Below are 13,154 nucleotides of genomic sequence, written 5' to 3' on the forward strand. Positions count from 1 at the left end.
CCCCGGCGCCTGGGCAGGCACGGCGACATCGTGTTCACTTCGTGCCGTGAGCCTCGGCCTGCCGCACCGGCCGCGCATTGAAGATCAGGAAGCTGAGCGCGGCCATGACCCACACCCCGATGCCGCCATAGAGCATCACCCAGCCGAAGCCGCTCGCGAGTGCCTGATGCACGACCGGGCCGGTCAGCTCCGGCGCGGCTGCGACGTCGCCGGCCGCGATCCGCTCGCCGATCGCGCGAAGTTGCGCGCCGTCCAGCGCCGGTAGCACCGCCTTCAGATGCGCCAGCACGCCGCTTGCCAGGATGAAGCCCATCAGCGCGATGTTGACCGAAAGCGAAACCATCCGCGCGCTCATGTCGATGCCCGAGGCCATGCCGGCGCGGTCGTTCGAGACCGAGCCGGTCGTCGTGTTGGTGACCGGCGTGTTGGTGATGCCGAGGCCAATTCCGGCGAGCAGGCAGCCGGGCAGCATCGTCAGCCAGTCCGGCTGCGCGGCGGCGCTGGCGAATTTCATCAGCATGAATCCGGCGCCGATCGTGAACAGCCCCACCGGAATGATCAGTCCGGGCTGATAGCGCAGCGACAGTCGTTCGGCGAACGGCGGCATCACCAGCGTCGGCAGCGTGTAGGCAAGCAAGGCAAGTCCCGCGGACACGCTGTCATAGCCGAGGCCTGCATGAAACCAGATCGGCAGATAGATCATGAAAGGCCAGTAGCTGAGGTTCATCGCCGCCGAGCCGACGATCGAACCGGAGAAAGCCGGGATCCGAAAGACAGAGAAGTCGAACATCGGCCGCCGGCTGATTCTCTCGGCAACCAGGAACGCGGCGAAGCTCGCCGCGGAGACGCCGAGGATCACAAGCCCCTTCAAGCTGACGAAGCCGAGATCCGGCCCCTGCGTGATGTAGAAGGCGAGGCAGAACACCGCGACCGACATCGTCACGATACCGGCGACGTCGAGGCTGCTGGCCTTTGGGTCCCTCGATTCATGCACACCGCCGATCGTGAGCACGAACGCCGCGGCCGCGAACAGCACGTGGACGAGGAACACCCACTCCCAGCTCAGCACCGCGACGACGGCGCCGCCGATGATCGGGCCGAAGCCGAGGCCGATGCCGAAGATGACGCCCCACCAGCCCCAGGCGACGGCGCGCACCCGGCCGCCCTGGAATTCGTGCGAGAGCACGGCGATCTGGCAGATCAAGAGCGCGCCGCCGCTGAGGCCCTGCAGGAACCGGGCGACAATCAGCGTTTCGACGCTCGAGGCGACGCCGCAGATCAGCGAGGTGATGCCGAATGCCGCGATCGCGACCAGGAAGATGCGCTTGCGGCCGTAGCGGTCCGCCACCGTCCCGATCGCCATCAGCACCGTGGTGACCGCGATCGTGTAGGCGTTCATGATCCATTGCAGCGCCTTGAAGTCGGCATGCAGCACCCGCTCCAGCGTCGGCAGGATCGCGGGGATGCTGGAAATCTCCAATCCGAACATCAGGCAGGCAAGGCATACGGCAGACAGCACGACAGCGCCGCGGCGGCTCAGTTCAGTAGACATGATCAGGCCTTTTGTTGTGGCAAGCCAACGGAGTACCGCACGCTGTTGCCAGGGTGCTGGCAGCAGCGTCGGTCGATCGACTCACGATGTATTGAGGCAGCAGCGGCAGGAATCGGGTGGCCACGGCGCTTCACAACGCAAAGCTAGTCATGGCTTGAGCAGTGGTGAATTGGATGACTAGATATTTCAGAGACAACAAATCCGGATGACTGACATGACCACGCTCGACGTCGACGCCGTGAGGACATTCGTGACCATCGCCGATCTCAAGAGCTTTACGCGCGCCGCTGAAACGCTCGGCACCACGCAGGGCGCGATCAGCGTCAAGTTGAAGCGGCTGGAAAGCCAGCTCGGCCACAGGCTGATCGAACGGACACCGCGCCTGGTGCGCCTGTCGGCGCAGGGCGCAGCTTTCCTCGCCCCGGCGCAGGAATTGCTCGGCGCGCATGATCGCGCCGTCGCGGCGTTGTCGCCCGTGCGCCCGCGTCGCTTCTCGCTCGGCATTGCCACCCATGTCGGAGGCGCGGAGGTTCCGACCTTGCTGACGCGGCTGCATGCGCACGACCCGGCGCTCACCATCGAAGTAAGGCTCGAGGATTCCCGCGACCTGCTCGACGCCTTCGACCGCGGCGAGATCGATGCCGCCATCATCCGCCGCGAGGACGACCGCCGCGACGGCGAGATGCTGGCGACGGACCACTATGGCTGGTTCGCCACGCCGGACTTCGTCCATCGCGCGGGCGAGCCGCTGCGGCTCGCCGCCTCCTCGCCGTCCTGCGGCGTGCTCAACATCGCGACGCGCGCGCTGGCGGCGGCGAACATCCCGTGGACGGAAAGCTTCCTGGGCTGTGGGTCCTTTGCTGTCGCCGATGCGGTCGCCGCAGGCCTCGCTACGTCGGTGTTCTCCCGCCGGCTCGCCCCGGCCGGGACGATCGAGGTCAGCCGGCGGCTCGGCCTGCCTGCCCTGCCGCCGTCCGAGATCATGCTGCTGTCGGCGCTGTCAGATGCAAAATCACGCGCGGTCCTGAAGACGATCGTTGGTGCCTTTCGCGAGCATCATCGGATGCCTGCGAATCGCGCGGCAGAGGACATCCATACCGTCACGGAAGTTGTCGGCTCCTGAACGGTCTGCGCGCCGGCCGGCTAGTGTGCTGAATGCGAAGTTCGTGCGATTTCGCGGCAGCCACTTTCACGAACTTCGCATTCACAAAGCACACTAGAATCATAAGTTTGCTAGTGTCCTTATCGAATCCGAAGTTCGCTCCGAAGGTGCGGCAAATGATGCGAACTTCGGATTCGGGACACTAGCGGCGCGCCCTTCCGGCGCGCTTTCCCTCGAACAGCGCACGCTCCGAGGCGAGCGCCCTGGCGAGAAAATCGAGCGTCGCGCGGATGCGCGCGGTGCGCTTGAGATCGTCATGCGTCAATAACCACAGCGCCGAGCGCGGCTCCGCCAGTGCTTTCGGCGTCAGGCGGCGCAGCGTGGGCGCGAGATCGCCGACATAGCAGGGCAGCAAGGCAAGCCCCAATCCCGCCGCAGCAGCATCGCGCAGCGCCGGAAGCGCATCGACCCGGCAGGTGATCCGCACCGAACGCAGGTTCTCGCGCATCCAGCCGGCGATGACGGTCCCCGCCAGCGCATCGTCGAGCCCGATCCAGTCGTGCACCGACAGATCCCCGTCGACGCGGCGGGCGAGATAGGCGCGCGATCCGTAGACCGCATGGGCAATATCGGCAATGCGCCGTCCGACCAGCAATTCGGATGGCGCCGGCGTCGGCCGGATCGCGATCTCGGCCTCGCGGCGCGTCAGGTTCGCCATCGCATTCGAGATGATGATCTCCGGCTGGATCTCCGGATGCGCGGCGCGCATCGCCGGCAGATGCCGCATCAGCACCGCGCCGAGCGTGTCCGTCGTCGTGATCCGCACCGGCCCCGACGGCCTGAGGTCCTGCCCCGCCAGCTTGCGCTCGAGCGCAAGCACTTCGTCCTCCAGCCGGGCTGCCGACGCCGCCGCGATCTCGCCCGCCGGCGTCGGCGCGTAGCCGTCGCGGAAGCGCTCGAACAGCCGCGTTCCGCTCGCATCCTCGATCGTGCCGAGGCGGCGAAACACGGTGGAATGCGTGACGCCGAGCCGGCGCGCCGCCCCCGAGAGGCTGCCTTCCCGCGCGACCGCGAGGACAAGCCGAAGGTCGTTCCAGTCGAGGACACTGTGCATTTTTGCAAACTCACTTCGCAAGGCTGGAGAATATCTTATCACAAACGGACAGGCCATCTTCCCGGACGTTCAACCGACGGACACCCCTCGTGAGGGCGTCGATTACCGAGAGGAGCTGGCAGGTGACGAGCGAGACCACCGAGACGTTGCAACTGCACGCCGCGCGGCCGGCGACGGTCGACCCGCGGCGATGGCTGGCGCTGCCGGTGCTGCTCACCGGCGCCTTCCTGCCGATCCTCGATTTCAATGTCGTCAACCTGGCGCTGCCGGTCATTCGCGACAATCTCGGCGCCAGCCCGAGCGAGGTGCAGTTCGTGATCTCGGCCTATGCCGCGACCTATGCGGTCTTCCTGATCACCGGCGGCAGGCTCGGCGATCTCCTGGGGCGGCGGCAGATGTTCCTGACCGGCGTCGCCGGCTTCACGATCGCATCCGTGCTGTGCGGCATCGCGTGGTCACCGGCCATGCTGGTCGCCGGACGAATCCTGCAGGGCCTCACCGCCACCGTGATGGCCCCGCAGGTGCTCGCCTCGATCCGCGTGCTGTTTCCGGCGGCCGAACAGGGCCGCGCGCTCGGCTTCTATGGCGCGACCTTCGGCCTTGCTAATATCTGCGGCCAGCTGCTGGGCGGCGTGCTCGTCTCGGCGCAACCGTTCGGACTGGCCTGGCAGGCGATCTTCCTGATCAACGTGCCGATCGGCCTCGCCGCCTTCGTCGGCGGCCTGCTGTACCTCGCCGACTCGCGCGCCGCGCACGCGCAGCGGCTCGACGTCGGCGGCGTCATCCTGCTGTCGCTCACGCTCGGCCTTCTGGTCTATCCGCTGATCGAGGGCCGGGAATCCGGCTGGCCTATCTGGATCGTCGCGATGCTGCTGGCATCTCCGCTGATGCTCGCCGCCTTCGTCCGCTTCGAGGCGCGGCTCGAAGCCCGTGGCGGCGATCCGCTGGTCGCGCCGCATCTGCTGCGCAACAGCGATTTCGTGATCGGGCTGGTGATGGCGCTCGCCTTCTACATGCTGTCGTCGTTCTATTTGACCTTCGCGGTCTACCTGCAAAATGGCCTGCACCAATCTCCGCTGGAAGCCGGCCTTGCCACCCTGCCCTTTGCCGCCGGCTTCTTCGTCAGCTCGCTGGTATCATCGCTGGTGATGCAATGGCTCGGTGCCCGCACGCTGACGCTGGGCTTTGCGCTTCAGGTCACAGGCTTCGGTGTCGTGATTCTGTCGGTCGGTGGCGCGCTTCCGCAAAGCCTCGAATTCGGCCTGATCTGCGGCGGGCTCGGCTTCGGCACCGTGATGCCCTCGGTGATCAAGGCTGTGATCGGCAGCATCGATCCACGCCATGCCGGGCTGGCATCGGGGATGATGATCTCGACCTTCCAGATCGGCGCCGCACTCGGCGTCGCGATTATCGGCGGCGTCTTCTACAGCCTGCTCGGGCCGCATCCGCAGGCCGACGACTACGCGCACGCCTTCACGATCGCGCTCGGCTGCAATGTCGCGCTGCTGGCGCTCGGCGGCTGGCTGTCGCTGTGGCTGCCGCGCGAGCCGGCGGCGGGTTGAGATCGACACCGCCGACGCGGCTATTGCTTCGCGGCCGCGAGCGGCGGCGGAAACAGCAGCTTGAGCAGGATGGCGGCAAGCAGCGTCACCAGGGCGAGACCGGTGGAGAGATAGAGCGCGCTCGCATCGCCGAACCGGTCGATCACGATTGCATAGATCAGCGGCGCCGCCGCCGGCAGGATGAAGCTCGGGACAATGAGCCGGCCGACCAGCGTGCCATAGCTGCGATGATCGAACAGGATGAGCGGCAGCGTTCCCCTGGTGATGGTCAGAATGCCGTTGCAGGCGCCGTAGAGCAGCGCAAACGCAATCCCCATCTCCCGCGCCGATCCGCTGAACAGGCCGGCGATGAAGGAGAGCGGCATGATCAGGCAGGCCATCAGGTTGAGCGCAAGCGGATCGATCCGGACGCCGAACAGGACTTCGCAGAGGCGCGCGGCGGATTGCCCGATCCCCCGCAGCGTTGCGATCCAGACCGCAACGGTGACGGTAAGCCCGAGGCCGGTGAGCACCGCAATCATGTGCGCGGACATGCCGGCGTTCAAAAAGTTCGCGCCGGTCATGGTCACGGCATAGAGCCCGCTCGCCGCTGCAAGCTGCCGCCGCCCCACCGCGCGCGGTTGCCTTGATGCCACCGCAGAGCCCGGCACGCCGGCAAATCGCTGGTTCGGAATCAGCAGATGCAGCGGGATCGTCAATAGCGCAATGCCGGCATAGACCAGCACCGCGATGCGCCAGCCGAAATGGTCCGAGAGCGCATGGCCGAGCGGCCAGAACACGGTGGCGGCCAAGCCACCAAGCAAGGTGATCCCGGACATCGCACGGCGCGCCTCCGGCCCGCCGATCCGGGCCAGCGCCGCGAAGGCGGCATCGTACAGCGTCAGCCGCATGCCGAGGCCAAGAACGATCCAGGATGCGAAATAGCTGCCGATCTGGTGCGAGACCGCGAGGCCGGCGCAGCCGAGCGCATTGATCGCGGCGCCCGCGACCATGACCTGCCGGCCGCCGCTTCTGTCCACCCACCTGCCCGCAAGGGGCGACGTCACGCCCATCACCAAGAGCGCCGCGGCAAATCCGCCGTAGACGATGTCGCGGCTCCAGCCGAGATCCGCGGCGATCTGCTCGCCGAACCCGCCGACCAGATAGTAGGTCGCGCCCCACGAGATCAGTTGAGCCAGCCCGAGGGCAATCACGACCCGGCGTGCGATCACCGGGCCGTTTCCCTGTCTGACGGAAGCGTGGAAGCGCCCGGCCCCAGCGGCCGCTGCATCAGCACGGTGTCGACCCATTGCCCGAGCTTGAAGCCCACCGACCTCAACGTTCCGACCATCTCGAAGCCCATGCGACGGTGCAGCGCGATCGATCCGGCGTTGCCGCTGTTACCGATCACGGCGATCATTTGCCGCCACGGTCCCGCCTCCGACCGTTCGATCAGCGCCCGCAGCAGCGCCGCGCCGACGCGGCGGCCACGCAGGGCTTCCGACACGTAGACCGAGTCTTCAATGGTGTTGCGATAGGCCGGCCGCGGCCGGTACGCTGTCGCGTAGGAGTAGCCGGCCACCCGTCCGTCGATATCGGCCACGATATATGGCAGCCCAGCGGCCAGCACGGCGGCACGGCGCCCGAGCATCTCGTCGAGTGTCGGCGGCACTTCCTCAAAGGTTGCCAGCCCGTTGAGCACGTGGTGCGCGTAGATGCGCTGCACCTCCGCCATGTCGACCTCTGTGGCGTCGCGGATCACGGTGTCTTCGTTGTCTCTCATCCTTGCCTCGTCTAGCGGCATCATGCCCGTGCTTCGACGGCGCGTCGGTGCACGTTGCGGGCACCACGGGCTCATCTCGACATCGCTGCGCGACAGTCCGACATCCGCAAGCAGGCGATCATCGAGCTCGCGCAGCGCCTGCCGGCGGCGGATGCGCGAATGCGGCGAGACCGCAAGATAGCGCCCTAGCTCGACGATGACACCGCCAATGGACTTGAGGCCGGACAATGCCTGCTCCCGGTCTGCCGAAGCCGTCGCTTGCCGGACTATGCGCCCCGCCGTTATATAAGTGAAGCTTTGACAGCTTATGCGCGGTATAAGAGATACTTTGATGAAGAACCTCAACCTCGATTATCTCGAAAGCTTCGCTGTCGTGATCGACTGCGGCAGCTTCTCGGCGGCGGCCGAGCGGTTGCAACTCACGCAGCCCGCGGTGAGCCTGCAGGTGCGCCAGCTCGAGCGCAGCCTGAATGCGACCTTGATCGAGCGGGTCGGACGCAAGGCCAGACCGACCGCCGCCGGCGTCGCGCTGCTCTCCCATGCGCATCAGATCAATGCGGCGGTGGCATCGGCGGTCGACGCCGTTGCACAGCAGACGACGGGAACGGCAGGCCGCGTGCGGCTCGGCACTGGTGCGACCGCGTGCATCTTCCTGCTGCCGCCGATCTTAAAAGAGTTACGGGCCGCGCTGCCCTCGCTGGAGATCACGGTCACGACCGGCAACACCGCGGAGATCGCAAGGGCGGTCGAGGAAAACACCATCGACATCGCGCTCGTCACGCTGCCGGTGTCGGGACGCAGCTTCGAGATCACGCCGGTCATGAACGACGAGTTCGTGCTGATCGCGCCCCGCGACATGCAACTGCCGGCGCGGATCACGCCGGAGGTGCTGGCGACCAGGCCGGTGCTGCTGTTCGAGCCGGGCGGCAACACCAGGCGCACCGCGGACGAGTGGCTGGCCCGCGGCGGCGTGTCGTTGAAGCCGTTGATGTCGCTCGGCAGCGTCGAGGCGATCAAGGAGATGGTGCGCGCCGGGCTGGGCTGTGCGGTGCTGCCCGGCATGGCCGTCCCCGCCAGGGCCAAGCAGCGCGACCTGGTCGTCCGGTCGCTGTCACCAAAGCTCTACCGCCGGCTCGCGGTGGTGATCCGCCGCGACAAGCGCCTCGATCGCGGGCTGCGGCAGACCTTGTCGGCGCTGAAGGCACTCTCGGCCAAGGACAATGGCCGCTAGAGCGTCGAGCGAGGCGGACGCCGGTCCGCGTCAAGAAAGCAGGCATGACAAGGAGCGGGAGCTTCGGTTCTGATCCAATCAAAACCGAAGCCCTCGGAAGCACGCCGCGCGTTCTCCCCGTTCTACCCCTTACGTCGCTTTGCGCTCCTGCTCCGCGATCTTGCGGAACGCGGCCTCGCCGGCATCGGTCACCGCCGCCCATTTTGCGTTCGGCGTGGCCTCGGCGTCGTAATTGTCGTGCCAGTTCCACCATTTGTAGGTCGGGCTCTGCGGATAACCCTTCGGCGAGTCCTCCCAGAGTTCCTGGCGGCCGAGCGGCGTGATGTCGAGATAGCTCCACACCGTACCCATCGCCTCGTCGCCGCGGCTGTTGACGAAATAGGTGCGGAAGATCCGCTCGCCGTCGCGGATGAAGACGTTGTGGCCGTGCCACTCGGCAACGCCGAAGTCGGTGTCAAAACTGTCGGTGATCGTGTACCACGGCATGTCCCACTCCATCCGCGCCTTCAGCCGCGCGATGTCGGCCTGCGGCGCGCGCGAGGCGTAAGCCAGCGTGGTGTCGCGCTGGTTCAGATGGGAGAGGTGACTGACCTGATCGGCGCCGAGCGAACAGCCGCGGCAGCCATGGTTCGGCCAGCCGAACACGCCGGGCTCGAAGAAGGCGCGGTAGATGATCAGCTGCCGGCGGCCCTCGAACAGGTCGAGCAGGCTCGCCTTTCCGTTCGGTCCTTCGAAGACATACGGCTTCTCGACCGCCATCCAGGGCATCCGCCGCCGCTCCGCCGCAAGCGCGTCGCGTGCCCGCACCTGGGCCTTTTCCTTCACCAGCATCTCCAGGCGCGCCGCCTCCCACGCCTCCCGTGACACCACCGGCGGCGTCTGCATCGCTGCCAGTCCGCCGCGATCGTTTTCAGATGATTTATTCATGATGGTCTCTCCATCTCCGATTTGGACGAACTCCGCTCCCCGAGCCCGGTTCCAGCGCCGGCGGCCGTTCGTCATTGGCCATGCCGCAATCTGGCTCGGCAGTGCTGGCGAGCGGGAGTGACAAGTGTGTCGGGATTTTTCGCGCAGGTGGTCAGACCGCATCACCATGCTTGTGATATGCTTGCACTTTGCAATTAACTATGCGAGCCTCGCCGGCATGAAGCAAACCGCTGCCCCCGCGTTCGATGATGGCCTCAAGCTAAGCGCATGGCTGCCCTACCGCCTGTTCCTGGTCGCGGCGCAGGTCGCCCGCCCGCTCGAGCGCTTCTACGGCGAGACGTTCGGATTGAGCCAGGCGGGCTGGCGCATCCTCGCCGTCATCGCCGAGCGCGACGCGGCCAACGCCTCCGAGATCGGCCGCGCCTGCGCGCTCGATCCGTTCGCGGTCAGCCGCGGCATCGGCCAGCTCACAGAGCTCGGCTTCGCGGTGCGACGCTCCGGCAAGTCCGACCGACGCTTCGCCGCCGTCAGCATCACCCGCAGCGGCCGGGCCGCGTTCAACCGGATCGCCGCACTCGGCAGCGCGATCGAGGCGCGGCTGCTGGCGCGGCTCTCGGAGAGCGAGCGAACAATACTCGACTCCGCCCTCACCCGGCTTGAGGGAGAAAGCGCGCGGATCGACGCCGACGGCTGGCGCGCACTGCGCGATGACGCCGGCGCGCCATGACGGCCCTGCTGTTCGCAGTGACCGCGCTGCTCTGGGGCGGCGGCGCGCTGGCAACGGCAATGCAGGCCGGCGTGACGCCCGCGCCGTGGTCGGTCGCGCTGCGCATGGTGCTCGCGGGCGTCATCCTGCTCGGCTACAGCCGGATGCGCGGCGTGCCGCTTGCGATCCCGCGCAAGGACCGGCCGGCGGTCGCGTTGCAGGGCCTGCTGTTCTTCGCCATTGCCTTCATCGCCTTCTATGAGGCGACCGCACGCATGCCGAGCGGGCTTGCGGCACTCGTGCTGTCGACATCGTCGCTGTTCGCGGCCGTGATCGCGCGTGCCGCACTCGGCGTGCCGATCTCTTCCGGATTCGTGTGGGGCGCGCTGTGCGGCATCCTCGGACTGGCGATCATCTTCCTGCCCGGTGCCGCCGCGCAGGGAGTCGCACCGCTTGCGGGATTCGCCTGGGCGCTCACCGCGGCCATCGCAACCGGCGCCGGGACAACGGTCGGTGCGCGCAACCAGCGCGCCGGACTGCCTGTCGCCTCCGTGCTCGGCTGGGGCGCGTTCGTCGGCGCGGCGGCGAGCGCGCTGTGGGCCGTCGCGACGGGCACGCCGTTTGTAGCCGACATTTCGCCCTCCTACGTGGCGAGCTTCCTCTATCTCGCGATCGCCGCGTCCTGCATCACCTTCATGCTCTATTTCGAGCTGGTGCGCCGGCTCGGTCCCGGCCGCGCGGCCTATACGCTCGCGCTGGTGCCGCTCGTCGCGCTCGTGCTGTCCGCGCTGTTCGAGCACCTTGCGCTGGGCTGGCCGGTGCTCGCCGGCGCCGCCGCGATCCTTGCCGGCAACGTGCTGGTGCTGGCGCGCGCTTGACCGGCTCGTCGGCGCACAGCCAGAGGCATGCGGCAAGTTGTCCCGCGCCGGCGATCGCCGGCCAGTCAACCTCTTATTTCCCGATCGCATTAATCGGACGTTGTCCGGCTCGCATATAAAGAAGCAACCCGGGACGACGAGGCGGCTTCGCAGGCTTACCCGATCGTGAATTCCATCCGCAGAATCGGCAACACCGAGTACTTCGCAATCCAGGTCGACGGCCAGGATGACTGGATCATGCGTCCTGCCCTCGGCCAGCGGCCCGCGCGGAATGCCGGGCTGCTGCCGGATGGCATCGCCTGGTTCTTCAACACCGACGCTGGATTCATCTTCTATGATCTCGCGCATCGCCAACTCGTCGATCGGCTGCAAACGCCCTGGGCCCGCGGCCACGACGGAAAGGACGCGCGCGACGATTATCTGAGTTACGGATTTCTCCAGAGCAAGGATGGCCGGTTCGTCTATCTCCTGCTTTATCACGCCGCGAACGCGACTGACCTGCATGTCATCGACCTCGAGCGCAGGGCGATCGTCCGCTCGGTTCTGGACATGCCGAGCGGCAACTCGCTGTGCCCGCCGGTTCTGGACCAGGCTGGCCGGATTCTGGTTTCGGCGTTCCGGCACGACAATGGAATTATCGCGCTGCTGCTGCGCATCGATCCTCAGACGGGCCATCACGAGGTGTCGAGCTGCGAGGGATCGCGGGCGAGGTCGTTCCTGATCCGCTCGAGCCCATGCGGCCGCTATTGGTTGCGCGCCGACAACTCCCGCCTTCCAATGCTCACCGAGGAGGCCTCACTCGTCTCGCGAATGCTGGGCAGAGACACCACAGCGCAGCGGGAGTATTTCAGCTTTGCCGTCGAGATCTGGCAGGCGTTTCCGCTGCGGCGGTTGCATTCCGTCGCGCCGATGTGGATGCAGGCGGAAGGGCTGCCCGACAACGGCCACATCGACTACGACCGGCGCAAGCAGGGATTGCCGCCGCAGCGCGGCGGGATCTACCGCACGGTGTCGCAGTTGCTGGATCAGGAGGGCTCGCTCACGACCAACCGGATCAGCGCGACATCGCATCCCGGTCTGTGGCCGGATCCGAACGGCCACTACGCCAATGTCAGCAGCAATCTGCGCGACTTCGAACTCTCCGAGCGCGACGTGATCGGCTGGCAAGGCGATGGCCAGGCCTTCTGGTTGAAGCGGCAAGACTTCGTCGCCTGTGTCGGCGTGGACGGTACGGTCTCGCCCAAGATCATGCTGGAACGGTTCGGGATGGACAGCCGCCCCTGGCTGGTCAACGCTCGCGGTTGGTCGGAGGCGACGCCCCTGCCGGACCGTCGCCTCGATATGCGGTTCACGGAGGGGATGGTGACGGTCTCCGGCGCGCCAGGCGATCCGGTACACCGCGTCCGGGCGGTGCCCGTAACCGAGGATCATTTCAGGCCCGCGCCTCCCGAGCCGCAAGACGAGGACAAGGATGCCGCGCTCGCCAAGAAGGCCGAGACGCTCGCCAAGCGGTTCAGCACCTACGCCGTCGATCTCGCCTCGATGAGCGAGCCCGATTGTATCGCGGCCATCGATGCGCTCACGGCGCAGATCGGTCCCGATATCAACGAGCGTCCCTACGACAACCACCTGCAGGCGGTGTTCCGTTGCGATGGCAAGCGGCTCAACGAGAAGAAGTTCTTCACGCATGTCGCGAAGCACTGCCCCGGCGCCGCGCCTGCGATCCGAAGGCTGATCGACGCGGTATGCACGCACATCGGACCGCATGCCAACGCCTGGTACGATCCTTACGGAGACGAGATTCCGACCGCGCTGTTCGGCTACGCCGCATGGTGCCTCGCGCGCCTGGACAAAACGAGCAACGATGTCCTGCTGCGCTACTACGGGCTGGTCGATACCGACCACGAGAACTTCTTTTTCGAGAAGATCGCTCCGTTGATGCTGGAGAACGCAGGCGACGCGAGTGCTCGCCTGGAGCTCGCGGAAGGGTTCTATTTCGGTGATCTCGGCAATGCCATCGATCACTCGGCGCTCTGGCGAATGGCGAAGATGGCCGAGCATGCGGCGAGCCTGATGACGGCGAAGCAATATGCGGCGCGATTGCTGGCGCGCGCAGCCGCGACCTCCGCCGCGCGATCGAAGTCGGAGTTCGGGTATTATTGTTTCGACAATCTCGCGCGGTTCCTGACGGATCCTTCGCAATGGGAAACAGAGCTGCTGCAAGAACTTCGGCAAGCGGCGAGCGATCTCGCGCCCCAATAGCGCCGCGGCAGATGAGAATATCGCGCCGGCATGTCACATTCGCCGTTCCTCGTTCGTC

11 protein-coding genes are annotated in these 13,154 nt (G+C 66.5%); 6 read left to right on the forward strand and 5 right to left on the reverse strand.

Going from position 1 to position 13,154, the window contains the following annotated elements; all coding sequences use genetic code 11:
• Positions 1-34 precede the first annotated feature (34 nt).
• A complete protein-coding gene (locus J2R78_RS39205) occupies positions 35-1,552 on the reverse strand; it encodes an MFS transporter (RefSeq protein WP_253608982.1) in 1,518 nt (505 codons plus the stop codon).
• Between the two features lie 214 nt (positions 1,553-1,766).
• Between J2R78_RS39205 and J2R78_RS39210 the strand changes: the two genes are divergently transcribed.
• On the forward strand, positions 1,767-2,675 hold the full coding sequence (locus J2R78_RS39210; protein ID WP_375167092.1) for a LysR family transcriptional regulator: 909 nt from the start codon (positions 1,767-1,769) through the stop codon (positions 2,673-2,675).
• A 181-nt stretch (positions 2,676-2,856) separates the two neighbouring features.
• On the opposite strand, the gene J2R78_RS39215 is transcribed toward J2R78_RS39210, so the two are convergent.
• Entirely contained in the window at positions 2,857-3,768 is a 912-nt protein-coding gene (locus J2R78_RS39215; protein ID WP_253608984.1) for a LysR family transcriptional regulator, read from the reverse strand.
• A gap of 122 nt (positions 3,769-3,890) precedes the next feature.
• Between J2R78_RS39215 and J2R78_RS39220 the strand changes: the two genes are divergently transcribed.
• Complete coding sequence (locus J2R78_RS39220) at positions 3,891-5,330, forward strand: MFS transporter (RefSeq protein ID WP_253608985.1); 1,440 nt, start codon at positions 3,891-3,893, stop codon at positions 5,328-5,330.
• Between the two features lie 20 nt (positions 5,331-5,350).
• Here the strand turns inward: J2R78_RS39220 and J2R78_RS39225 are convergent, their stop codons facing one another.
• Together J2R78_RS39225 and J2R78_RS39230 are read right to left on the reverse strand one after the other, a co-directional pair.
• A complete protein-coding gene (locus J2R78_RS39225) occupies positions 5,351-6,541 on the reverse strand; it encodes an MFS transporter (RefSeq protein WP_253608986.1) in 1,191 nt (396 codons plus the stop codon).
• Positions 6,538-7,320 carry a GNAT family N-acetyltransferase gene (locus J2R78_RS39230; RefSeq protein ID WP_253608987.1) on the reverse strand — a complete coding sequence of 261 codons (783 nt, stop codon included), beginning with the start codon at positions 7,318-7,320 and terminating at the stop codon, positions 6,538-6,540. Before J2R78_RS39230 ends, J2R78_RS39225 begins: the two co-directional genes overlap by 4 nt.
• A gap of 103 nt (positions 7,321-7,423) precedes the next feature.
• Between J2R78_RS39230 and J2R78_RS39235 the strand changes: the two genes are divergently transcribed.
• Positions 7,424-8,323 carry a LysR family transcriptional regulator gene (locus J2R78_RS39235; RefSeq protein ID WP_253608988.1) on the forward strand — a complete coding sequence of 300 codons (900 nt, stop codon included), beginning with the start codon at positions 7,424-7,426 and terminating at the stop codon, positions 8,321-8,323.
• A 129-nt stretch (positions 8,324-8,452) separates the two neighbouring features.
• Here J2R78_RS39235 and J2R78_RS39240 read toward each other — a convergent pair whose 3' ends face one another.
• The gene (locus J2R78_RS39240) at positions 8,453-9,250 is read right to left on the reverse strand and encodes a DUF899 domain-containing protein (protein WP_253608989.1); all 798 of its coding nucleotides are present in this window, start codon (positions 9,248-9,250) and stop codon (positions 8,453-8,455) included.
• 217 nt (positions 9,251-9,467) lie between these two features.
• Here J2R78_RS39240 and J2R78_RS39245 point away from each other — a divergent pair, with 217 nt between their 5' ends.
• The 3 genes from J2R78_RS39245 (at position 9,468) to J2R78_RS39255 (ending at position 13,096) form a co-directional block, all read left to right on the forward strand.
• Positions 9,468-9,977, forward strand: coding sequence for a MarR family winged helix-turn-helix transcriptional regulator (locus J2R78_RS39245; RefSeq protein ID WP_253608990.1), 510 nt, complete (start codon positions 9,468-9,470; stop codon positions 9,975-9,977).
• Positions 9,974-10,834 carry a DMT family transporter gene (locus J2R78_RS39250; RefSeq protein ID WP_253608991.1) on the forward strand — a complete coding sequence of 287 codons (861 nt, stop codon included), beginning with the start codon at positions 9,974-9,976 and terminating at the stop codon, positions 10,832-10,834. Before J2R78_RS39245 ends, J2R78_RS39250 begins: the two co-directional genes overlap by 4 nt.
• Before the next feature lie 165 nt (positions 10,835-10,999).
• Complete coding sequence (locus J2R78_RS39255; RefSeq protein WP_253608992.1) at positions 11,000-13,096, forward strand: YncE family protein; 2,097 nt, start codon at positions 11,000-11,002, stop codon at positions 13,094-13,096.
• Positions 13,097-13,154 lie beyond the last annotated feature (58 nt).

Source organism: Bradyrhizobium sp. USDA 4538 (assembly GCF_024171045.1).
Lineage (GTDB): Bacteria > Pseudomonadota > Alphaproteobacteria > Rhizobiales > Xanthobacteraceae > Bradyrhizobium > Bradyrhizobium australafricanum.

Bases quoted from the DNA above. Each gene is read 5' to 3' on its own strand.
- J2R78_RS39215 (WP_253608984.1), bottom strand. From the start codon at position 3,768: ATGCACAGTGTCCTCGACTGGAACGACCTTCGGCTTGTCCTCGCGGTC.
- J2R78_RS39240 (WP_253608989.1), bottom strand. From the start codon at position 9,250: ATGAATAAATCATCTGAAAACGATCGCGGCGGACTGGCAGCGATGCAG.
- J2R78_RS39210 (WP_375167092.1), top strand. From the start codon at position 1,767: ATGACCACGCTCGACGTCGACGCCGTGAGGACATTCGTGACCATCGCC.
- J2R78_RS39235 (WP_253608988.1), top strand. From the start codon at position 7,424: ATGAAGAACCTCAACCTCGATTATCTCGAAAGCTTCGCTGTCGTGATC.
- J2R78_RS39250 (WP_253608991.1), top strand. From the start codon at position 9,974: ATGACGGCCCTGCTGTTCGCAGTGACCGCGCTGCTCTGGGGCGGCGGC.
- J2R78_RS39245 (WP_253608990.1), top strand. From the start codon at position 9,468: ATGAAGCAAACCGCTGCCCCCGCGTTCGATGATGGCCTCAAGCTAAGC.
- J2R78_RS39205 (WP_253608982.1), bottom strand. From the start codon at position 1,552: ATGTCTACTGAACTGAGCCGCCGCGGCGCTGTCGTGCTGTCTGCCGTA.